This is a genomic window from Bacillus sp. EB600, from assembly GCF_024494385.1.
Classification (GTDB): Bacteria; Bacillota; Bacilli; order Bacillales; family Cytobacillaceae; genus JAEVLT01.
Map to the genome: position 1 here is coordinate 16,365 of NZ_JAEVLT010000007.1, position 24,447 is coordinate 40,811.

Genomic DNA, 24,447 nt, shown 5'->3' on the forward strand with positions numbered 1-24,447 from the left:
ACATTGCTATACTCTAATTCATTTTCAATTAATAAGGAGGAATTTTTTTTATGTCCACTTTAATCGCATTGAATTCTAAAGCTGTAAAGTTCACATCGAAGCCGTTGAAAATGTTTATTGGTGGAAAATGGGTAGATGCAGTTTCCGGAAAAAGAACAGAAATCAGAAATCCTGCTGACGGAGAATTAATTACGACGGCTGCTGAGGGGGATAAAGAAGATGTTGAACGTGCCGTAGCTGCAGCGAGAAAAGCATTTGAAGAGGGACCATGGCCAAAAATGAAGCCAAATGAACGTGCAAAGCTTCTCTTAAAGCTAGCTGACCTTATTGAAGAAAATGCAGAGGAATTAGCACACTTAGACACACTTGATTACGGACAGCCAGTCGGATTAACAATTGGATTTGCCAATGCTGCTGCAGAGAATTTCCGCTATTACGCTGGATGGGCAACGAAAATAGCAGGTGAAACATTATCTTCCTCCACTCCAGGAAACTTTTTTAATTATACAAGACGTGAGGCGATTGGTGTCTGTGCCGGCATAGTCCCTTGGAATGCTCCGTTAATGAACGCGATAATGAAAATCTCGGCACCACTTGCCGTAGGAAATACAGTCATCGTAAAGCCGTCTGAGGAGACTCCAATTAGTTTATTGCGGTTTGCTGAACTTGTCCAAGAGGCTGGTTTTCCTGATGGGGTTGTCAACATTGTCACTGGATATGGTCCAACAGTAGGTGCGGCACTTGCTTCGCATCCTGACGTAGATAAAATAGCCTTTACAGGTTCAACGGTAGTCGGAAAGCAAATCATTCAAAACAGTGCTGTCAATATCAAGAAAGTTACTCTGGAACTGGGTGGTAAATCGGCACATATTATTTTTGCAGACGCCGATTATGAAGCAGCGCTTGCTAATGCTGCAAATTCCATTTTCTTTAATACTGGCCAAGTATGCTTTGCAGGTTCAAGGCTGTTTATTGAAAGTAAAATTTACGATAGATTCTTAGCGGACCTTGCAGATATTTCTAAAAATTATAAAGTAGGCAACGGTTTTGACCAAGATACAGTTATCGGGCCGCTAATTTCGGCTAAACAGAAAAAACGGGTATTGAATTATTTGGAGATTGGACGTAAAGAAGGAGCTGAAATGATCGTTGGCGGAGATGCGACAGAAGCAGAACTGGCTAAGGGTCATTTTGTTAAACCAACTGTACTGGCAAATGTTGATAATGACATGACGATTGCAAGAGAAGAGATTTTTGGGCCAATCGTTTCCGGAATTCCTTTTGATGATATTGATGAAGTGATTAAACAAGCGAATCAAACTGTATATGGTTTAGGGGGAGGGGTTTGTACAACTGATATTCGCAAAGCCCATAAAGTAGCCCATGCGCTAAGAACAGGTAATGTATGGATAAACACTTACAATATTGTGGAGCCAAACTCGCCGTTCGGAGGATATAAACAAAGTGGACTTGGCAGAGAAAATGGTGCTGCTTCCATTGATATGTATACAGAGATTAAGAATGTTTGGGTTAATTTAGATTAATAGAATGTAAGCGTTATCCTGCAGTTAAAATATGCCCTCGGTCATATCTAAAAAGTATGACCGAAGATAACCTTTAAATACGCGGAAAAGTAGCAATTGTTGGTGCGGCCGTATATTTATCAAGCCGAGGGAATAGCAGTGTATTTGCAAATATTCCCACCTATTGCATGAGTGTTGGAACAGACGGTGGTTCAGCGATCATCCTTATTTCTGCTTAGGAAGTATCAAATAATAGAATCATTCTTTTACAGATTTTTAGAAGTCGTAATTTATGGATAGTTTTATAGAATGCTTTTTGGCAATCATGAACCTCTTAAGACGACCAAAATTTAAATAGTTACGAGGAGGAATATTGATGAAAGCACTTGTGTTGACTAAGATTGGCCATAAGATGGAGGTTAAGGAAGTTCCTGTACCAGCATTAACAGATACCGGTGTAATTATTCGAGTTGAAGCTAATGGAATTTGCAGAAGTGACTGGCATTTCATGATGGGGGATTGGAATTGGATTGGCCTTCAAGCTGAATTACCCCACGTACTAGGACATGAATTTTCCGGAGTAGTTGTGGAAGTAGGCAGTCAAGTAACCAATTATAAAAAGGGTGATCGAGTTGTCGTTCCACATGCCCACGGGGAAGGAACATGTGAGTATTGCTTAACCGGTCATTCCAATATTTGTGATCATGGCAGTATTGCCGGAACAACCTATTGGGGTGGCTATGGAAGGTATGTACACGTACCGGATGCTGATCGTAATGCAGTTCATTTACCAGCCAGTGTAAGCTTTGAAGCAGGAGCTGCACTTGGGTGCAGATTTATGACGGCATTTCATGGTTTGGTAGACCAGGCTAAAGTTCAACCGGGGGAATGGGTAGCTGTTCATGGAAGTGGAGGATTGGGACTGTCTCTTGTACATATTGCTAAAGCGATAGGGGCTAGAGTGATTGCTGTTGACATTAATGATGAGGCGTTAAAACTAGCAAAAGAATTTGGTGCAGATATTGTTATTAATGGAAAAGAAAAAGATGCCGTCCAAGAAATTATTACGATCACAGATGGTGGTGCCCATGTAGCGGTGGATGCATTAGGGATTGCCGCAACCTGTCAAAATGCAATAAACAGCCTAAGGAAAAGAGGCAGACATCTACAAGTAGGGCTTACATCTCAGGATGAAAAAGGAAAGGTTGAATTGCCAATTGACCTAATTGTTGTAAAGGAACTGGAGCTAATTGGTTCAGCCAATATGCCTGTTTCCCGTTTTCCATATATGATGCGCATGGTAGAAAGCGGAATGCTCCAGCCTGAAAAGATGATTACGAAAACAGTCGGACTAGAAGAAGCAGCAGATATTCTGATGGATATGGGGCAGTTTAAGACACCTGGAATTACTGTTTTGAATAGATGGTAGAATATATTTTCTTTTTAATATAAAAAAATAGATTCTAATAGAACTTATTTGATAGGGCACTCCTCTTCTCTAAAAATGACTGTGGAGATGAGGGCTGCCGCTGCCGAACCCTTTAGTGGATAAGGATTTGAGCAAACGGATTACTGCAGAATTTTATTAATAACAGAAATGACGACGAATCATTTATTAAGATTCCAATTTTTATATGGGGGTTTTGCTATGAAGGCACTAGTTTTAGAAGATATCAAAAAGTGTGTTGTGAAGGAAGTACCCGATCCAACAATTGATGATGATGGCGTACTTGTACATGTAAAGGCAAATGGCGTGTGTCGAAGTGATTGGCACTTTTGGGTAGGGGATATGTCTGCTCCAACTCCAATCATGGGCCACGAATTCAGCGGCATCGTTGAGGAAGTTGGCAAGAATGTAAGGAACTTTAAAAAAGGGGATAGAGTAATAATCCCGTTTTCGGGCAGTGATGGTACTTGCCCACATTGTCTAAAAGGAAACTCACATCTTTGCGATTCATTTTTAGTTCCTGGTCTTGCTTATTCCGGTGGATATGGGGAATATGTAGCGGTACCTAGAGGAGAATTTAATACAATTCACATTCCTGAGGAAGTAAGCTTTCGCGATGCTGCAGCACTTGGCTGTCGTTTTATGACCGCGTTTCATGGAATTAATGACCGCGTAAAAGTTCAGACGGGTGAATGGGTTGCTGTATATGGATGTGGAGGTGTAGGATTATCTGCCATCAACATTGCAACAGCTATGGGGGCTAATGTTATTGGTGTGGATATAAATGATGAAAATCTCCAGTTGGCAAAGCAAATGGGAGCAATTTATACAATTAATAGTAAAAATACGAACCCTGTTGAGGCAGTAAAGGACCTGACCAATGGTGGTGCAGATGTCTCTGTTGATGCACTTGGAATCACGGAAACATGTATTAACGCCATCCACAGTTTGGCAAAAAGCGGGCGTCACTTACAAATTGGTGTTACGACGAAGAAAGAAGCAGGATTTATTTCACTTCCGGTTGATCATATGGTTATGAATGAAATTCAGTTTGTAACGACGCTGGGTATGCCGGCCCATCGTTTCAATGCTATGCTGCCATTGGTTGCCCAAGGACGGTTGACACCAGGCAAAATGGTGAACCGGGAGATCTCACTCTCAGAGGTCAATTCTATTTTTGAAGGAATGAGTAATTTTACGAACACAGGCACCTTTGTTGTTACAAAGTATGAGTAACGTTAATTCATTTATTGTCCTGAGTACTAAACAGTAAATTACAAGTTATTTTAAGGAGAAGGAAAATTTACACACTTGGAAAATATGAAACTAGTCTACTTGGGAAAGGAAGATTTCAATGATAAATCTGGATCCGCAAGCAAAGTTATATTTGGAAATGTTTAGTCAAATGCCGACCATTCAAGCGTTAGAACCACAGTCTGTAAGGGATATGTTTGCACTGGCTCCCCCTGTGGAGGTAGAGCTGGCAACGCTTGCTAAGGTTGAGGACAGACTGATTCCTGTTGACGAGGATGCTGAAATAAAAGTTAGAATTTACACGCCGGAAGGGCAGGGACCTTTTCCTCTCTTTGTCTATTACCACGGCGGCGGCTGGGTTATCGGGGATATCGAAATAGCTGATGCAAGCTGTCGAATGCTTGCAAATCGAACCGGAAGGATTGTCGTTTCCGTGGATTATCGCCTTGCTCCTGAATATAAATTTCCTATTCCTGCAGAAGATTCTTATGCAGCCTTGCAATGGGTAAGTGAAAATGCTGAGTCATTCAATGGAAACGCTTCCGATATAGTTGTTGGAGGAGATAGTGCGGGTGGTAATTTATCTGCAGTAGTTTCGCTGATGTCCAGGGATCGTAAAGGGCCGGGTATTGCAGCTCAGATCTTAATTTATCCAGTAACTGATGCAGGGTATGATAGCCCATCCTACCGGGAGTTTGCTGAAGGGTTTGGCTTAGATAGTGACTTAATGGTCTGGTTTGGCAACCATTACATTCGCTCAACAGCGGATAAGAAAGATCCATATCTCGCACCTTTACGAGCTGATGATTTAAGTAATCTCCCACCAGCCTATGTGATTACCTCAGAAAATGATGTACTTCGTGATGAAGGACTTGCCTATGCACAACGTCTAAAGGAGGCTGGAGTGCCAGTGGAATCGTTCACGGAGAGAGGATTGGTACATGGGTATTTCACTAACATGGCGGTTTTTTCAGAAAGGATTAAAGGATCTATTTCTAATATTGTCCGGTTTTTGAGAGATATCAATTAAAAAAGTTATAAATAAACAGGCTTACAAATATGAGGAGGTAGGAATAGGAATGACATCTACTAAACAGCAATTAAAGAAAAATCAGGTTACCAATTTAGACGCGGTCGTCATCGGTGCAGGATTTTCAGGTCTGTATATGCTTTATCGCCTACGTGAGGCTGGTCTTTCCACTCAGGTCTTTGAGGCGGCTGAAGATGTCGGCGGGGTATGGTATTGGAATCGCTATCCCGGAGCACGGTGCGATTCGGAAAGCATCTATTATAACTATACATTCTCTGAAGAACTCTATCAGGAATGGACATGGAATTCTAAGTACCCTGTCCAGCCGGAAATCTTGAGTTACCTCAACTTCGTGGCAGATAAATTTGATTTAAGGCGGGATATCCAGTTCAAAACTAGAATTACTGCTGCCCACTATGATGAGGTGACGGATAGGTGGCAGATCTTTACGGATGATGGCAACAGCGTATCGGCCAAGTACTTTATTACAGGGGCAGGCTGTATTTCAACCGCCAATTTACCCAACATTAAAGGCTTAGATCGTTTCAAGGGTGAGTGGTACCATACAGGGCATTGGCCGCATGAAAAAGTGGATTTCAAAGGAAAGCGGGTGGGTATCATCGGTACTGGTTCAAGTGGTGTTCAGGCTATTCCAGTTATTGCCCAGGAGGCGGGCCACCTTACCGTATTTCAACGGACCCCGCAGTATAGCGTTCCAGCGAGAAACCACCCGTATGACCCGGATTATGTACGGAAAGCAAAGGGAAACTTCAGCGAGATTAAGCAGCAAATACGCGCATCCCTTGGCGGCTTACCAATAAAGCCTGGAGACCGCTCAGCGCTTGAGGATTCACCGGAAAAACGTCAGAAAGTTTATGAAGAGGCCTGGGAGAAAGGCGGGCCGGCGATGCTGTTTTCTTATTACGATTTACTTGCTGACGAGGCTGCCAATGAAACTGCTTCCGAATTCATCCGCTCTAAGATACGCGAGATCGTAACTGACCGAGAGACAGCTGAGAAACTATCGCCAACATATTTTTACGGTACGAAACGTGCCATCATCGATACCGACTATTTTGAAACCTATAACCGTGAGAACGTTAGCTTAGTAGATGTGAAGAAAGCACCTATTAAGGAAATCACGCCTAGTGGGCTGCAAACGGCAGAAGGGGAATATGAACTGGATACTCTCGTTTTTGCTACCGGTTACGACGGGATGACGGGATCATTATTTAAGATCGATATTCGTGGTAAAGACGGGGTGTCATTAAAGGAGAAATGGGCTGGAGGAGCAGAAACAAGAACATATCTAGGCATTTCTACAGCCGGGTTCCCGAATATGTTTATGATTACCGGCCCCGAGAGTCCATCCGTACTTGGAAACATGCCGGTAGCAATTGAGCAGCATGTTGAATGGATATCGGATTGTATCGAATATCTTCGCAAGCATGGTGTGAACGCAATTGAAGCAAAGGTGGAAGCGGAAGATGCTTGGAGTCAGCACTGCAGAGAATTGGCCGACAGCACGCTGTATACCAAGACTGAATCTTGGTATACAGGTGCGAATATCACTGGTAAGGCTCAGGGTTTCCAAATTTACGTTGGGGGTTATGGACCATATAACCAAAAAATCACCGAAGTTGCTTCTAATGGCTATGAGGGATTTTCTTTGCAAACTTCTAAAATTGGCGAGACTGTAGTAGGCAATTAGATAGAAAAAAACAGCCAGCAATTTTATGAATTGTTGGCTGTTTCAAATTTTCTTCCAAATAAGCCGCCAAAGTTTATTTAATTTTTACATAATTCAAAGAATATACTTGACGTTAAAGGGTGAACAGAGTAAAGAGGATGTTGCTAATATTTATGCTGAACACCTACTAAAAATACTAATTTTGTTCTTACAGAGGGAACTGCCAGCGCTGAGGATATGGATGAAGGTATGAAGCTTGGGGCAAACCACCCGATCGGACCCCTTTCACTAACGGATCTCATCGGCTTGGACAATATGTAGAGTCAAAGAGCAGGGTTCTCCTGTTTCTATCAAAATTTGAAAATAGGTGAAAACTTGACTCATACAAAAATAAAATGGATATTATCCCTTGTAATAATTATGTGGGGAAGTAATTTCGTCCTAACGAAAATACTGGTTGAGCAATTCCCTTTTTGGAGTCTATTATTCTTTCGGAACCTTTTTGCAACGATTGCCTTGATTTGGTTTGTTCGAAATTCCCCTTTTATTATGCCAAGAAATAAGCAGGCTTGGGGTTATGTTTTAGGTGCTTCTGTTTTCGGTGTTGTAATTAATAATGTCGTATTCCTAATTGGGCTAAAATATACTTCACCCACGAATGCCTCACTTATTATGGGATTAACCCCATTAGTTACTGCCTTAATTTCGTTTTTGGTTTTTAGTGTTCCTTTAAACTGGAAGCAAGTCCTTGGTATTAGTCTTGGTTTTATTGGTGTTTCGCTGGTTGTATTAAAAGGGGCAATCACAAACTTAATTAATTTATCCTTTAACATTGGTGATTTTTATGTCGCTGTCGCCTTATTAACTTTTAGTATAAGCTTTATATTTATAAAAAAAGCAACGGATATAAAGGTTTCACCGGAAATCATTAGTTTTTACATCTTTGCTATTTCTTCAATCTGTTACTTTCCTATGTCAGTCTGGGAACTAACGATGGAAGGTTGGAGTGAGTTGCCTACTAGTATAAGTCCTTGGTTATTATTACTCTATCTAGGTGTTTTTCCTCTAGGAGTAGGGAATATGCTGTGGAATCGAGGGATTAGTGTTCTCGGTCCTAGTCAATCCGCCATTTTTATGAACGGAATTCCGCTCGTTGCAGCAATTGCTTCATTATTGATAGTAGATGAACCGATTTTGGTGTTACAAATAGTAGGATTTTTCTTCATTGGGTCTGGGGTGCTCCTGGGTTCTCAAGCTAGTAGACCAGCAGCTGTAATAAAAGAAGAGAAAAAGACATCTAGTCCAACAATGTGAAGCAGGAAATGGTCCTATGCTCACTTTCATGCTTTCCAGGGAAAATTATGAAATCATTGCTATTAAAATAACAATAAAGCTCATACCGAGCCGAGGGGCTTTTATAAACTGTGCCCCTTTACATTTGCAAAAATATTCCAGTTATGAAAAAGATGTATACAAATTAAAAAAATCAGAATATTCTTGCAAAATTAAAAAAGCTTAGCTATAATATAAATCAAATGGTTGTTTGTTTTATATTATAGGTTGCCTTTTGGCAATCTCATTAAACATGTGTTTGGCCAAAGTAAACTCTAGATTTACGAGTTTTTTTCTCACAATATTTAACAGAAGCAATATCCAAGATGTAAGCGCGTAATCGTGAAGATCAAAAACCACCTCACTAACACTTTTCCTTCATTTGCCTACTGCTTAGAGTAATTTAATTTAAAAAGATTACCTAAAGTTTGTGCATTAAACCCGCCTTAACTGATTAAAACCACACTCTACTGCAATAAATTACATGACTTCTTAATATTTTGCTAAAAGCTGGATTTTTTGTGGATTAATTTTTTAAGCAACACCTAATCTATTATTGTTAGTTACTTGAAAGGAGGGATGTATCAAGACTAATGCCAAAATGATAGTTTTTTAGAAGACTTGTAAATTGAGTTTAAAGCGGAGGGGATTGTTATTAGAATTAAAGACAAAGTTGCGATTGTTTCCTGTGCTGGTTCAGGGATTGGAAAAGAAGCTGCTCTCCGTTTTGGTCATGAAGGGGCAAAGGTACTATGTTAATTTAATTCCTTTCTTTGCTTCAGAGGAAGCAGACTTTGTTCCTGGTCAGGTATGGAAGGTTGATGGAGGATGGGGTTCTCAATAAATAAAAATGAAATCCATGTTTTACGTAATGTAGAATAAAACAGTCTATTTTTTAAAACAAACGTTTGGTTATAAAAATTCTCTGTAGCGTTTCGCATTTTATTTATGGTAGTTTTATCAACTCATATAAAACAATTAAAGGGGTGTAATTCCCTGAAGCATGATCATATTTATTTTATAAAGGAGCGATTAAAAAATGGGGAAAATTGAAGAAACAAATAAAGAACTAATCCTAAACTTTATGGAAACATTTTCTACAGGGGATATTGATGCATTTATGTCATTTCTGTCTGATTCGGCAACGTGGTGGGTTGCGGGCAACATTGAGGGAATTTCTGGTGAAAAGGGTATGCAGGCATTTAGAGAAATGAATTCAGGATTAGCTAGCACGACTAAAACTGGAGCGATTCGTTTAACTCCTCTAGCCATAACAGCAGAAGGCAACCGTGTTGCCGTAGAGACAGAGTCATATTGTGAATTAAATAATGGCCGTGTCTATAATAATTTGTACCACTTCCTATTCGAGATTGAAGACGGGAAGATTAAGAAAGTAAAGGAATATCTGGATACTGAACATACACGAGCAGTTTTCTTAGGGTAAAAATTAATCCAAAATAAGTGAAATGAAAAAATGGGGTAAATGATGAACACATTTACCCCGTTTTTAAGTGAATAGATTTATTCAAAGGTTTTCTTTAATTTTTTGGGATGAGACTATGACAGCGGTCTACACATATTCTTAAGGGATCATGATTCTGTCAAACAAAACTGTAATTTTCTATGAGGTAACGATAAACGTTAAAAATGAGGCCGATGAGATCATCGCTCCTGGTATGGCCGTTGTGCGATTCAACGGAAACTGGTAAAGAAAGAAGGGGGAAAAATGGAATCAATACGCGGAAAAGTCGCTATCATCGGAGCCGCAGATACGCAAGTTGGGATGGTACCTCATATGAGCGCGACCCAGCTTTGTGTCGACGCAGGCCTCCGTGCACTGGCTGATGCCGGAATTAGCAAAGATAAGATTGATGGTTTAATTACCTGTAATTCATTTGCTGAGCCTTATATGTATCATGCGGAGGCAATAGCTGAATACATGCAAATTTTCCCACGCGTTTGTTTGAGTGTGAATACAGGCGGGGGAACGACTTTTTCCGTTCTTCATCACGCTGCTTCTGCCATTTTATCAGGAATGTGCGATACAGTATTGATCACAATGGCCGACAGTTTAAAAAGTGGATTGTCTCCTGAACAGGCAATGGCGATGCAGGTATCTGCTGGTCACGCACAATTCGAATTACCGTATGGTCCATCCGTACCATCGCTATATGCATTGATTGGTAAAGCACATATGGAGAAATACGGTACAACTGCAGAGCAGTTTGCTGCTGTTGCTGTTGCCTGCCGTAAGCACGCAAGTCTGAATCCAGCCGCTCAGATGAGGGAACTGATCACAGTAGAAGATGTAGTGAATTCAAGAATGATAGCCGATCCCTTACATCTGTTAGATTGCTCTTTAATTTCTGATGGTGGTTCCGCGGTTATTCTAACTTCTGCAGAACGGGCAATGGACTTCCCACACCAGCCTGTTTATCTATTGGGGGTTGGTGAAGGCCATAGTCACGAGCATATTAGCCAGGCACGCAGCCTTACCACTTCAGCAGCTGTCGAATCTGGCCGACGGGCATATGAAATGGCAGGCTTAGGTCCGGAAGACATGGATTTTGCCGAGCTATATGACTGTTTTACGCCTACAGTCCTTATTGAATTAGAAGATCTCGGTTTTTGTAAAAAAGGAGAAGGGGGAGCTTTCGTTGAAAATGGGGCAATCGAACTGGGCGGTAAGATTCCTATAAACACTCACGGAGGCCTGCTATCACATTGTCATCCAGGAAATCCGGGGTCGATGTTTGCCTTGACTGAAGCAGTTCTTCAACTTCGCCATCAGGCTGGGGATCGCCAAGTTATGGGGGCAGAAGTGGCTCTTGTACATGGGCAGGGCGGGATTATGTCCAGTCATACTACGCTTATTCTTGGCAGAGAGAGAAGCTAAACGACAAGATATTCTAGGATAAAAGGAGAGTGCTATTAATGCGAGGTCGATACTCATGATTGATCATTCTGGAAAAATTTTTCCGCGTCCAACAGTAGAAACAGCTAGATATTGGGAAGGCTGCCGTAACCATGAGCTCCTGATTCAGCAATGTTCAGACTGTGGTCACCATCAGTTCTATCCAAGAATTATGTGTACGGAATGTGCTAGTAGAAGTGTGGAGTGGGTTCCCGCATCAGGCCGGGGTAAAATCAAAAGTTTCACCATTATGCACCGTGCTATTACAAAGGCATACCTTGCCGAAGCACCCTATGTAATTGCCTTGATAGGGCTTGATGAAGGCCCAACGATGATGAGTAATGTGGTTCAATGTGAACTTAAAAGTGTGGAAATAGGAATGAAGGTAGAAGTCACTTTTGAAGATTGGTCAGAAGAAATTTCGATTCCAAAGTTCCGTCTTGTTTAACTTTGGAATGATTGTAATGAATTACAATACTTATTAATCTATTATGAAATTAAAATTCAAACATACGTTTGTTTAAAAATCCCGGGAGGAAAAAGGAAATGTACAAAGGAATTCAAACATTTGGAAAAATAGTTGAATACCGCGCAGAGGAAAAGCCTTGTTCTCGATTTGTCCGCTTCTCTAATACTGACCTTACCTATGGCCAGCTTCATCAAGACGGCAACAAGGTAGCAAACATGATGAAATCGTTAGGGCTTTTAAAAGGGCAAACTTGTGCTGTCATGCTTCCTAATAGCCCGGAATTTCTTGCGGCATGGCTTGGTCTTGCCCGTCTTGGTGTAATCGAGGTTCCAATAAATGTGGCATATCGTGGGGATCTTTTTGCTTATATCCTCAATAAAGCAGAGTGTCAAGCCATCTTCATTTCATCACAATGGATTGAGAGAATTAGGGAAATCTCAGAAGAACTGACACATTTACGCCACGTCATAGTAGTAGGAGAAGATTATGAGCCCCTGACAAGTCCAGTTTTATGTCATACTTACGAAAATGTAATGGCTAGGGCAAGCGACACTCCAGTGGATGTCGAAATCAAACCGAACGATCCATCGCTTATTCTTTTTACCTCGGGTACAACGGGGCCATCCAAAGGAGCAATCTTAAGCCATCGAGCAAATTTCGCTCTTGCATCAACATGCTGTGACTTGATGAATTATGGTCCGGATGATCGTTTCTTTACAGTATTTCCACTGTTTCACGTTAATGCTCGTTATGCGACGATTTTGCCAGCGTTATTGGCTGGAAGTGATGTTGTTATGCATGAGAGATTCTCCGCATCGACGTTCTGGGATATTTGCCGGGCAGAGCAAATTACAACCTTTACTTATATGGGATCGCTCTTAACAATGTTAGTGAAGCAGCCGAAACGTCCTGATGATGCCGATAATCCAGTCCGAATGATTCAAGGGGCACCGGTACCATTAGAAATATATGAAGACTTTGAGAACCGCTTTAATGTAAAAATCACTGAAGCCTACGGGTCAACAGAGGTTGGGTTAGCGATGGTCAATCGTGCTGAATCGTTCCGTAAAGGCTCCTGTGGAAAGGCTGTTTCAGTTTATGATGTTGAAATTCATGATGAGAACGACCAATGTTGTCCACCAGGTGTAGTTGGTGAAATTGTTGTCCGTCCAAAGGAACCTTGGGTTTTATTCTCAGGTTATTACGGAATGCCTGAAGCAACGGTCGAAACGTGGAAGAACTTATGGTTCCATACGGGCGATCGCGGCAAAATAGATGAGGACGGTTATTTCTACTTTGTTGACCGAAAAAAAGACGTCATCCGGAGGAGAGGAGAGAATATATCTTCATATGAAATCGAGCGGGTCATTAATACTCATCCGAAAGTACAGGAAGCGGCTTTGGTTGGAGTACCGTCTGAACTTTCAGAAGAAGAGGTTCTGGCAGTCGTTATTTTAAAAGAAGGTGAAGAGCTGAAGCCGGAAGAACTGCTTGACTTCTGCCAGCCTAGAATGGCTTATTTTGCTGTTCCTCGTTATATACGGTTTATAAAAGAGTTTCCGAGAACCCCTTCTCAAAGGACTGAGAAATACAAGCTCCGGGCGGATGGAATTACTCCAGACACATGGGACCGTGAACTTGTTGGATACAGTGTCCAACGTTAATGAAGAAATGTATTTAAAGTACAAATAGTTAGGAGGAACGCAAATGCAAAAGATTAATGTGGTTCAAGTGGTTGATGACAGCAAGTTTAGCTCTTTGCATTTAACAGTTGTTGCATGGTGTGCCTTTATTCTTTTATGTGATGGCTATGACATGGTTGTTTTTGGATCTGTTATACCCAGCCTAAGCGCAGAATGGGGAATTACGGCAAGTACAGCTGGTTTTATTGGAAGTTTAACATTGTTTGGAAGTTTAATAGGATGCCTGGTATGTGGAGTCTTAGCAGATTTATTTGGTCGGAAAAAAGTTGTTCTAGCTTGTTTCACTCTTTTTGGGATTTTTACTTTATTAACCGGTTTTGCCCAAGGACCAACAGATTTTGCTATTTATCGTTTTATCGCAGGACTGGGATTAGGGGGGATGCCGCCTCTGGTTATTGCGCTAACCTCTGAGTATGCTCCGAAGTCTAATAGAAGTATGTTGATTGGTTTAATGTCGACAGGGTTTTCTATTGGCGGAATATTAGTAGCGTTACTTGGAATTGCTACTATTCCAAGATTTGGTTGGGAATGGATGTTTTTTATTGGCGGTCTTCCACTTTTTGCTTTACCATTCATGATTAAGAATTTGCCTGAGTCTTTAGCCTATCTTGTAGTAAAGGAAGACAACCAAAAAGTAAGTGGTTTATTAAAACGTTTAAATCCATCCTATAAACCGAATAAAGATGACATATATGAAGTTAATTTGCCAAAAACCGGTATGCCCGTAACCAAGCTCTTTGACGAAAAACGTGGGATTTCTTCCATAATGTTTTGGATCGTATCTTTTATGGTTTTACTAATGGTTTATGGATTGGGTACATGGTTACCACAGCTTATGGTTCAAGCGGGTTATCCTCTAAAATCTAGTTTAATGTTTTTATTTGCATTAAATATTGGAGCTATTTTTGGTCAGGTTGGCGGAGGGTGGATTGCCGATCGTAAGGGATCAAAACAGGTGATTATTGGAATGTTCGTGCTAGGTGCAATTTGTTTAGCTGCACTTGGATTTAAGCCAGTCGCTATTATTTTGTACCTTCTAGTCGCAATTGCCGGAGCATGCTCTACAGGTACAGGATGTGTCAATAATGCATACACTTCTAAATTCTATCCAACACACATTAGATCCACTGGAGTTGGTTGGTCTCTAGGCATTGGCCGTTTTGGAGCAGTTGCGGGGCCGGCATTTGGTGGACTTTTACTAGAATTAAACTTACCTACCCAAATGAATTTTATTAGCTTTGCAATACCAGCTGCAATAGCGGCGCTAGCAATTGTATTTGTTCAGGACAAGTACAGTGATTTCAAGATGGGTATAGATGAACCAAACCATACAAATAAAAATATAGAATCAGCCAATTTATAAAATTCTCCACTTATTGCACGAATATTTAGTTGTTATAGTTTGAAACTAACGCATGACTTTAAAGGATGGGGCAGAACTGAACCGGAAGAAATGCTTCACTTCTGTCAGAAGAAATTAACTCATTTACCAGTTCCACGTTATATAAGGTTTATGAACGAGTTCCAGAGTATCCGTCCTCAAAGAATGGACAATACTTTAGGCTGGAGGGACAACACCAGATAAATGGAAGGTAAACTCGTCGGATACAAAATTCACCGGTAAGCAAAGATTCAAAATTTAGATGAATAACTATTCGTGGAGGAATTCATATGCAAAAAATAAATGTGGTACAGGTAGTAAATGAAAGCAAATTTAACTTTGTACATTTAGCTGTTGTAGCATGGTGTGCTTTTATCATGTTATGTGATGGGTATGACATGGTCGTATTCGGTTCAGTTATTCCTAGTATCAGCGCAGAATGGGGCATTACGGCAAGTACAGCTGGTTTTATCGGAAGTTTAGCTATGTTTGGAAGTTTAATAGGCTCACTGGTTTGTGGAATTTTAGCTGATATTTGGGGACGCAAGAGGGTGATAGTCGTTTGTTTCATTATTTTTAGTTTTTTTACTTTCTTAACTGGATTTGCTCAAGGACCAACGGATTTTTCCATTTATCGTTTTATTGGGGGACTTGGACTCGGGGGGATGCCGCCGCTTCTAGTTGCAATTATGTCTGAATATTCGCCGAAGTCTAGCAGAAGTATGTTGGTTGGATTAATATCATCGGGATTTGCCATCGGAGGAATTGGGGTAGCATTAATAGGGATTGCCGTTATTCCAGGATTGGGTTGGGAATGGATGTTTTTTATGGGTGGGCTGCCTTTATTTGCTGTACCATTCATGATTAAGTTTATGCCTGAATCTTTAGCCTTTCTTGTAGTAAGAAAAGAAAATGAAAAAGTCAGCTCCATACTTCAAGGTTTAAATCCTTCATATGTACCAAAAAAGGATGACATCTTTGAAGTTTATTTACCTAAATCTGGATTACCGGTAGCAAAGCTTTTTGATGAAAAGCGTGGTATGTCTACCATCATGTTCTGGATTACATCATTCATGGCTTTATTAGTGATATATGGTTTGGGTACATGGCTTCCGCAGCTAATGGTTCAAGCTGGCTATCCATTAAAATCTAGTTTACTATTTTTATTTGCATTAAATATTGGAGTAATGGTTGGAAATATTACTGGAGGTTGGTTATCTGACCGCAAAGCACCGAAAAAGATCATCTCGGGTATGTTACTCATTGGTGCTATCAGTTTAAGTTTACTTGGATTAAAACCAGGGACTATCATTTTGTACTTATTAGTTGCTATTGCAGGTGCATGCTCAAATGGGCCTGGCACTACCAACTACGGTTATGCATCCAAATTTTATCCAACTTATGTAAGATCCACTGGAGTCGGATGGACCAGCGGAATGGGGCGGATTGGTGCAATTGTAGGACCAACTTTTGGTGGATTGCTATTGGGGTTAAGTTTACCAACACATTTAAATTTTGTAAGCTTTGCGATTCCTGGGATATTAGGAGCAATTGCAATATTGTTTGTTCAAGATAGGTACAGTGATTTCAAAATAGGGGCAAATGAACCTGTCCAACAATTAGGGAAAACAGTAATTAATATTAAATAAAAAATATGATTCATATAGCTTTTGACAGCTAAAGTGCAGAAGGAGATGAAAATATGTACCAAGGTTTAGAAACGTTTGGAAAAATAGTAGAACACCGCGCAGCTGCAAAGCCATACGAAAGATTTGTTCGATTTGATCATACTGATCTGACGTATAATCAATTTCATCGAAGCGGAAATAAAGTTGCTAACTTTTTAACCTCACTTGGGCTTTCAAAGGGGAAAACATGCGCAGTTATGCTGCCAAATAGCCCTGAGTTTTTAGCCGCATGGTTAGGTTTAGCACGGCTTGGTGTGATCGAAGTTCCGATAAATACTGCTTTTAGAGGTGATCTCCTTGCCTACATTCTCAATAAAGCCGAGTGCCAAGCCATTGTTATTTCTTCACAATGGGTGGAACGCGTAAATAACATCGCCAGCGACCTTATCCACCTTCGCCATGTCATTGTAGTTGGGGATGATTATGAGCCAATTTTCAATAAATTTATTTTCCATTCTTATTCAAAACTTTTCCTAAAGGCAAATGATGATACTATTCATGTTCCGATTGAGCCAAAAGACCCGTCGCTTATCTTATTTACGTCAGGGACAACAGGGCCTTCTAAAGGGGTTATACTCTGCCATAAAGCCAATTTTAGTGTCGCCAAAACTGCTTGTGAACTAATGAAGTATGGTCCAGAAGATAGATTGTTTACCTCATTCCCATTATTTCATGTCAATGCCCGTTATACGACAATTCTGGTAGCATTGTTGGTTGGCTGCGATGTCGTCATGCACAGCCGATTTTCAGCTTCAAAATTTTGGGATATTTGCCGGGAGGAACAAATAACAGCTTTTAATTTTATGGGTTCTTTACTTACAATGCTTATGAAGCAGCCAGAACGTTCAAACGACGCTGATAACCCTGTGCGAAAAGTATTTGGGGCTCCTACGCCGATGGAAATATATGAGGACTTTGAGAATCGATTCCAAGTGAAAATTTCCGAAGTTTACGGCTCAACTGAACTTGGAACAGCACTATACAACCCAGCTTCTTCTTTTAGAAAAGGATCTTGTGGCTTTTCTGTTCCGGTTTATGAGGTTGAAATTCACGATGAAAATGACAACCCTTGTCCACCTGGGGTGGCTGGGGAAATTGTATGCAGGCCAAATGAACCCTATATCATGTTTTCAGGATATTATGGAATGCCTGAAGCCACAGTTGAATCATGGAAAAATTTGTGGTTCCATACAGGTGATACCGGGAAAATGGACGAAGACGGTTACTTCTATTTTCTAGATCGCAAAAAAGATGTTGTCCGCAGACGAGGGGAGAACATATCGTCATATGAGGTTGAACGAGTAATTAACGATCATCCAAAAGTTTTTGAATCAGCTGTAATTGGTGTTCCTTCTGAACTATCAGAAGAAGAAGTGCTGGCTGTTGTTATCGTAAAAGAAGGGGAAGAACTGCAGCATGAAGAACTTCTTGATTTCTGTCAGGATCGTATGGCCTATTTTGCGGTTCCTCGCTTTATTCGATTTGTTGAGGAACTGCCGAAAAACACGTCCCAGCGAGTGGAGAAATATAAGCTGCGCCAAGAAGGGATTACATCGGGTACTTGGGATCGAGAACTTGTAGGATATAAGGTCCACCGCTAAATAGGATATCCCAAACAACCTAATTAAGGAAAAACAAGAAACTGAGTTTAATAGATTTAAGGCTCCATCATAAATTAGGTTTTGATTTTATTAATTTTAGGATAAGCAGGGAAGGATCAAGATGTCTATTAAGCTTTAAGGATTGATTGTGGTATAATATTCAGAAAATTTGGAAAACGATGTTGATTCAATTATTTGATCTTGTTATAATAAATTCAAACAATCGTTAGTTTGTTAATTAAAAAGGGAGGTTCTAAATTTGGAAAGAAATATTGTATGTAAAAAAGACGACTTGCAATCTGGTGAAAAGAAAGTCTTCCAAGTAAGAAGAATGTCCATTATAGTCGTTCGAAAAGACGATGGGTATTATGCCTTGCGAAATGCTTGTCCGCACCAAGGTGCGGAATTTGAAAAAGGTGTATTGAGAGGTGCTGCAAGATCAACAACTGAAGTAAAAGAAATCTGTTATGAAAAACCAGGAGGATTTCTTTATTGCCCTTGGCATCATTGGAGTTTTGATGTAGAGAATGGATGTTCCATGCATGATCCTGAAAACACGAAGGTTAAAACGTTTGATGTGAAAATTGAAGGGGACGATGTCGTCGTATACGCGTAAACATATTGAGTAATTCATATTTTTAATTGAAAGCGCACACATTCCACCTAAAACATCTATCTATTTTTGAAAGGGGATAAAAAAATGTCAAGAACTATTGAAAAAAGTGGGGCGCAATCTGCGGTTAAGAAGAACCAATTACCAGTTATTGATTGTGATGTCCATCCAAATCCTCATAGTTACGAAGATCTTAATCCGTATTTAAGTGATTATTGGAGAGATTTTTTGACAGATTGTAAATGGAAGGGTGTTTTTCCGGGAATTCCCGTCATGGCTATTGTTGCGAATGCAGGCCACCGCATGGATAGTATCCCTCCAGAAGGAGGTCTTGGTTGTTCTTCACTAAGTTTTTATAAAGAACAAGTGGCGGATCGATACAACTATGCGAATTCTATTCTATTTCCAGACTCAACATTTATGTTATCAGCTTCCCCTCAGCATGAAATGGCAACAGCTGTAGCAAGTGCCTATAATGACTGGCAAATTGAACACTGGTTATCAAAGGATCCTAGTCTACGTGGTTCTGTCGTCATCGCTTCCCAAGATCCAGAAGCTGCTGCACGTGAGATTGATCGTGTAGGAAGTCATCCACAAATGATTCAAGTTGGATTATCGATTCATTCCCCTTATGGCGGTTGGGGAGAAAAGCGTTATCATCCAATTTGGGAAGCAGCACTGAGAAATGGGCTTGTCTGTACGTTCCATGTTTCCGTTCCAGGTGGTTTGTTTAGACAAGGACCAGTTCTAGGAAACTACTATCCTGAAGGGCAAACGAACAACGGGTTAACGTATCAGGCACAAATAAACAGCATTATTTTTGGTGGTGTATTGGAGAAATATCAGGAGTTACGAATGGTGTTTGTTGAAGGTGGATTTGCTTATTTGCCTAATCTAATGTATACAATGGATACCCATTGGAGAAATCTAAAGCGAGAAGTTCCTTGGGTGAAGCGTCCGCCAAGTCAGCAGGTTAGGGATCAAATGTGGTTTGGTACTCAACCATTTATTGAACCTGAACGTCATGAAGATGCAAAGCATGTAGTACAGATTATGGAGATGATTGGTACGAATAAACTCCTATTTTGTAGTGACTATCCTCATTGGGAATTCGATGCACCTCATGCAGTATTTGCTAAAATTCCAAAAGACATTAGAGAAAAGATTCTTTATAAAAATGCAGTAGAATTATATGGATTTCCAGATCCAACGAAATAGGAACAGAATCATTACTATTCCCTTTCCATAATGAATAGTTCTTGTTTCCTAGATTTATAAAATAGTAAAAATAGATTTGAAATTGGAGGAATTGAATATGACATTACAACCAGCAGTGAAGAATCTACTAGATCAAATTAATGCTGCCTATGAAGCAGGTGCCCCAAAAATCGAGGAAATGTCTGTACAAGAGAATAGGGATGGACTCTTAGCTTTTTACAAAGATTTACGTGGGGAAGTGCAAGAAGTTGCTAAAATTGAAGATGTTAAGATTCCTGTAGAAGGCTCGGAGATTACACTTCGTTTATACACTCCAGAAGGGGAAGGGCCATTTCCAGTTATCGTATTCTTCCATGGAGGCGGTTGGGTACTGGGGGATTTGGAAATAGTAGATCCAATTTGTCGTTCGTTGGCAAATTCTACCGAGTGTTTGGTTGTTTCTGTCGATTACCGTCTTGCTCCTGAATATAAATTTCCAGTTGGCATTGAAGACTGTTATTCCGCCACAAAATGGGTATCTGAAAATATTACAAATTATAATGGGGATCCTAGCCGTATTGCTACATGTGGCGATAGTGCTGGAGGTAACCTAGCGGCCGTTATTCCATTAATGTCAAAAGACCGCGGCGGTCCAAATATTGCCTATCAGATTATTTTATATGGAGTAACAGATTTCTCCTTTAGTACAAAATCCTATCTGGAAAATGGCAAAGGTTTTTATTTAGAAACAACTGCTATGCATTGGTTTGCTGATCAATATTTTAATCATGATCATGAAAAATTAAATCCTTATGCTTCTCCTATTCTTGCAAAGGATCTTTCAGACCTGCCTCCAGCTCTTGTTATTACATGTGAATATGATGTTTTGCGTGATGAGGGAGAAGCATATGCTGATAGATTAAAAGGAGCAGGTGTTCCAGTTGAACTAGTAAGATATGAGGGTCAAATCCACGGTTTCTTCTGGATGCCGGTCTTAATGGATGATGCTAATAAGGCTCTTGACCAAATTACAAATGCATTAAACAAACAATTTTCTTCAAATACTGCCGTTTAAGATTTTATATTCAAAATTATTATCGTTGGAAAGTGGGGCATACGAAAGACATACGCTTTTCAAATTTAATAACTAAAGTTAATAATCTTATGTCATATGCATATGAAGTTTCTGAAACAGGAAAATATTAAAAGTAAAATGCGGTGTAGTACTAATAAACAAATATGTGCACTGGTACTTAAAATGAAAAAGGATTTTCTACTTATAAAAGCAGTGAGGTTTCATTCGTGAACTTCACTGCTTTTTTATTTATTTTTTATACTACATTTTAGGTAAGTAAAGCCCTACTAATGGAAGTCTCACTTTATATTTAAGTACCAAAAAATTGATCGGGTTAGCGTTAATTTTGAATTTATATTAAGTATTAAAAGTTATTTAAATATTTAGAAAATTATGTACAAATTAAATCATTTATTATATAATTTAAAACAAACAACAGTTTGATTTTCCTAATTTAAGTAAGAAGTTTTTCATTGTAGCAGGGGTGTTTCTCCATTAACAATGCAAAATGAATGGAAAGGGGAACAAGAATGATTTATCAGTATCTTCCTGTAGAACGGATTCATTACGGGATCAATATCGTAGCTGAACAGCTTGTAAGTGAAATAAACAAGCTTAATGGTAAGCGATTATTAATTGTCACTACCAATAGTATATTACAAACAAAGGCCTATAAAAGCATGATCCGTACTCTACACGCAAACGAATTTGAAATTTATGTTACCTGTTCAAAACAACATGTACCCTGCGACATTTTGATGAAGAATCTAAAAGAAATCCGTCATTTTAATCCTGATCTAATAATAAGCTGCGGTGGCGGCAGTCCAATTGACGCAGCAAAGATTCTTTCATTGGTATTAACTGAAGGGATCCAGTCAGAAGAAGAACTGTATCCTTATTCGGAAAATATTAAAGAAAAGATACCATTGATGTTGGATTATATTCCTCAAATCGCCATTCCTACAACACTTTCAGCAGCTGAGTTTACCAGCATAGCCGGTACTACTAAAGGGAAGGATCATGTAAAATATAAATTTTCTCATTTAAACATGACTCCTAAACTCGTATTTTTAGATCCAGTTTTTACAAAAGAGACCCCTGATTGGCTTTGGATATCAACAGGTATTCGAGCCGTCGATCATGCAGTTGAGACCCTATATACTCCAGTTCCAAATCCAATTAACACTAGTTTAGCATTACAGGCGTTAAAAAAGCTTTATTATAACTTACCAATTTCAAAGAAAAATCCTACTAATCTAGAATCGAAACTAGAATGTCAAGTAGGGGCATGGCTGTCATTATTTTCTGTCGTCAATATTAAGTTAGGACTATCACATAGTATCGGGCATCAATTAGGGGCAACATATAACATTCCTCATGGAATGACCTCAGCCATTATGCTGCCGCATGTAATGAAGTTTCTTTTACCTAGAACGTATGATGAACAGTCGCAAATTACTGAAGCTTTAGGTTTACGTAAGGGAAATGTGGTAGAAAATGCGAGTATGGCGCCGGAATTAATTAAAAGTCTTATCCAAGACCTGGAAATTCCACATTGCTTAAGAGATTTTGATGTTCCGAAAGAGAGTATACCTTTAGTAGTAAAAAATATTCTTTTCGATATTAATGGAGAAGAAAATTCGTTTGTTTTGAACACCAATGAATTACATAAAGAGATTACATCACTTTTAGAGGCAGCATGGTAGGATTTTGTGTAAACCTTTTTCCAGATGAAGAAATCACTATCAATATATATAGTTGAGGTTTTAATTGAACTCATTTGAAAGCGCTTAATACTTAATAAGGGAAATGAATCTATTCATTTATTTACGAGGTGATAGAAGATGAATTATACAGAACTTTTAGATGGATTTTCATGGAAGAAGGTACTAAAAACATTTGACTGGAATGTAAATGAAAGATTTAATATGGGGCACGAATGCTGTGACCGTTGGGCTGATGACCCAAATCGGATTGCAATATATTGGGAAGATGCAGAGGGAAATACGGATGTATGGACATACCAGAGACTAAAAGAACAATCCAATCGCATGGCTAATGCACTCAGGTCCCTTGGAGTAAAGAAAGGAGATCGAGTTGCAGGGCTCCTCGGTAAGGACATGGAACTTATTATTACTGTACTGGCTACATGGAAAATAGGTGCGGTTTATGTACCAATGTTTACAGCTTTTGGCCCTGAAGCAATCAAATATCGATTAGAAGATTGTGATTGTAAAATATTGGTGACCAATCAGGAACAAGCAAAGAAAGTAGAAAAAGTATCTATTCCTAGTAAACTTATTTTAACGGACGGATTATTAGGAAATGGATTAACGTTTTGGGAATTTATAGAATCTTTTTCAGAGCAGCATGAAACTGAACCAACAAACTTGATGGACCCAAGCGTGATCCAATATACGTCCGGATCTACTGGTTTGCCAAAGGGAGCAGCTTGGGCGCATAAAATACTAGTAAGTTCTTATCCTTACGTTCGATATGGAATCGGAGTAGAGGATGACGACCTATTGTTTGGAGGGGCAGATTTAGGATGGGCATATGGACTTATCAATTGTACATTTGTTCCTTTGAGCTATGGCATTACCCTTCTCGTTTATAAAGGTTCTTTTAATGTTGAGAAGGTGTATTCTTTATTGGAAAAATACAAGGTTACTAACTTTGCCTATGCCCCAACAGCGTATAGAATGATGATGACTTATGGCTCAGAGCTTGCTAAGAAATATACTATTAAAGTAAAAAAATTCAGCAGTGCGGGTGAGCCATTAAATGCGGAAGTTGTCCGTTTCTTTAAAGAAACCTTCGGCAGAGCGATTTATGATCACTACGGCTGCACAGAGACTGGGATGATTGTCGACAATTTTAATGTGACCGATATGGTTGTAAAACCAGGTTCAATGGGTCTGCCATCCCCAGGATTTAATATTGCATTGGTCGATGAAGACGGCAATCCTGTTAAAAAAGGGGAGGTGGGACAAATTGCGGTTGATACGACTGCATTTCCATACTTCTTCCTTGGCTATTGGAAGAATCCCGAGAAAACAGAAGAAAAAATTAGAGGAAAATGGCTATTAACAGGAGACCTCGCGAATGAAGACGAAGATGGGTATTTTTGGTTCCAAGGCCGGGCGGATGACATTATTTCCAGTGCAGGGTATCGGATTGGTCCTTTTGAAGTAGAGAGCAGCCTGATCGAACACGCTGCTGTTGCAGAAGCTGCTGTTGTCGGAAAACCAGATGCTGCAAAAGGTGAAATAGTAAAAGCATATGTAGTTCTAAATTCATCATTTGAACCTTCGGATGAACTAGCAAAAGAATTAAGTATTTTTGTTAAAAGTAAATTATCTAAACATCAATATCCAAGAGAAGTTGAATTTACAGACAATCTTCCTAAGACTCCAAGCGGGAAAATTCAGCGATATCTTTTGAAATTAAATGAGCAAACAGCGAATAAATAAAAGGCTGTTCAAATTTAATAGCTAGAAAAAAACAGCCAGCAATTTTTTTGAATTGTT

General features: G+C 39.7%; 19 protein-coding genes and 1 pseudogene. All 20 read left to right on the forward strand.

Going from position 1 to position 24,447, the window contains the following annotated elements:
* Positions 1-50 precede the first annotated feature (50 nt).
* Positions 51-1,544: an aldehyde dehydrogenase family protein gene (locus JN080_RS09655; protein WP_256235761.1), complete on the forward strand. Its 1,494-nt coding sequence runs from the start codon at positions 51-53 to the stop codon at positions 1,542-1,544.
* Between the two features lie 355 nt (positions 1,545-1,899).
* On the forward strand, positions 1,900-2,952 hold the full coding sequence (locus tag JN080_RS09660) for a zinc-dependent alcohol dehydrogenase family protein (protein WP_256235763.1): 1,053 nt from the start codon (positions 1,900-1,902) through the stop codon (positions 2,950-2,952).
* A gap of 219 nt (positions 2,953-3,171) precedes the next feature.
* A complete protein-coding gene (locus JN080_RS09665; protein WP_256235764.1) occupies positions 3,172-4,206 on the forward strand; it encodes a zinc-binding dehydrogenase in 1,035 nt (344 codons plus the stop codon).
* Positions 4,207-4,324: 118 nt separating this feature from the next.
* Positions 4,325-5,254, forward strand: coding sequence for an alpha/beta hydrolase (locus tag JN080_RS09670; RefSeq protein ID WP_256235765.1), 930 nt, complete (start codon positions 4,325-4,327; stop codon positions 5,252-5,254).
* A gap of 49 nt (positions 5,255-5,303) precedes the next feature.
* Positions 5,304-6,965 (forward strand): flavin-containing monooxygenase, encoded by a 1,662-nt coding sequence (locus tag JN080_RS09675; protein WP_256235766.1) that lies wholly within the window; start codon positions 5,304-5,306, stop codon positions 6,963-6,965.
* 192 nt (positions 6,966-7,157) lie between these two features.
* Positions 7,158-7,265 (forward strand): annotated as a pseudogene (locus tag JN080_RS09680) (3-hydroxyacyl-CoA dehydrogenase family protein); the annotation flags it as partial.
* A 54-nt stretch (positions 7,266-7,319) separates the two neighbouring features.
* On the forward strand, positions 7,320-8,258 hold the full coding sequence (locus tag JN080_RS09685) for a DMT family transporter (RefSeq protein WP_256235767.1): 939 nt from the start codon (positions 7,320-7,322) through the stop codon (positions 8,256-8,258).
* Between the two features lie 646 nt (positions 8,259-8,904).
* Complete coding sequence (locus JN080_RS09690) at positions 8,905-9,120, forward strand: hypothetical protein (protein ID WP_256235768.1); 216 nt, start codon at positions 8,905-8,907, stop codon at positions 9,118-9,120.
* A 195-nt stretch (positions 9,121-9,315) separates the two neighbouring features.
* A complete protein-coding gene (locus tag JN080_RS09695; protein ID WP_256235769.1) occupies positions 9,316-9,720 on the forward strand; it encodes a nuclear transport factor 2 family protein in 405 nt (134 codons plus the stop codon).
* A 282-nt stretch (positions 9,721-10,002) separates the two neighbouring features.
* A complete protein-coding gene (locus JN080_RS09700) occupies positions 10,003-11,172 on the forward strand; it encodes a thiolase C-terminal domain-containing protein (protein WP_256235770.1) in 1,170 nt (389 codons plus the stop codon).
* A gap of 55 nt (positions 11,173-11,227) precedes the next feature.
* Positions 11,228-11,638, forward strand: a complete 411-nt coding sequence (locus tag JN080_RS09705) for a Zn-ribbon domain-containing OB-fold protein (protein WP_256235771.1) — start codon at positions 11,228-11,230, stop codon at positions 11,636-11,638.
* Positions 11,639-11,736: 98 nt separating this feature from the next.
* Positions 11,737-13,323 carry an AMP-binding protein gene (locus JN080_RS09710; protein ID WP_256235772.1) on the forward strand — a complete coding sequence of 529 codons (1,587 nt, stop codon included), beginning with the start codon at positions 11,737-11,739 and terminating at the stop codon, positions 13,321-13,323.
* A 43-nt stretch (positions 13,324-13,366) separates the two neighbouring features.
* Complete coding sequence (locus tag JN080_RS09715; protein ID WP_256235773.1) at positions 13,367-14,725, forward strand: MFS transporter; 1,359 nt, start codon at positions 13,367-13,369, stop codon at positions 14,723-14,725.
* Positions 14,726-15,033: 308 nt separating this feature from the next.
* On the forward strand, positions 15,034-16,392 hold the full coding sequence (locus JN080_RS09720; RefSeq protein WP_256235774.1) for an MFS transporter: 1,359 nt from the start codon (positions 15,034-15,036) through the stop codon (positions 16,390-16,392).
* 53 nt (positions 16,393-16,445) lie between these two features.
* A complete protein-coding gene (locus JN080_RS09725; RefSeq protein WP_256235775.1) occupies positions 16,446-18,032 on the forward strand; it encodes an ATP-dependent acyl-CoA ligase in 1,587 nt (528 codons plus the stop codon).
* Between the two features lie 259 nt (positions 18,033-18,291).
* A complete protein-coding gene (locus tag JN080_RS09730) occupies positions 18,292-18,648 on the forward strand; it encodes a Rieske (2Fe-2S) protein (protein WP_256235776.1) in 357 nt (118 codons plus the stop codon).
* Positions 18,649-18,732: 84 nt separating this feature from the next.
* Positions 18,733-19,863 (forward strand): amidohydrolase family protein, encoded by a 1,131-nt coding sequence (locus JN080_RS09735; protein WP_256235777.1) that lies wholly within the window; start codon positions 18,733-18,735, stop codon positions 19,861-19,863.
* Positions 19,864-19,960: 97 nt separating this feature from the next.
* Positions 19,961-20,917 carry an alpha/beta hydrolase gene (locus tag JN080_RS09740; RefSeq protein WP_256235778.1) on the forward strand — a complete coding sequence of 319 codons (957 nt, stop codon included), beginning with the start codon at positions 19,961-19,963 and terminating at the stop codon, positions 20,915-20,917.
* Positions 20,918-21,447: 530 nt separating this feature from the next.
* Positions 21,448-22,623 carry an iron-containing alcohol dehydrogenase gene (locus tag JN080_RS09745; RefSeq protein ID WP_256235779.1) on the forward strand — a complete coding sequence of 392 codons (1,176 nt, stop codon included), beginning with the start codon at positions 21,448-21,450 and terminating at the stop codon, positions 22,621-22,623.
* Between the two features lie 138 nt (positions 22,624-22,761).
* Positions 22,762-24,390 carry an acetate--CoA ligase gene (locus JN080_RS09750; RefSeq protein WP_256235780.1) on the forward strand — a complete coding sequence of 543 codons (1,629 nt, stop codon included), beginning with the start codon at positions 22,762-22,764 and terminating at the stop codon, positions 24,388-24,390.
* Positions 24,391-24,447: the final 57 nt, after the last annotated feature.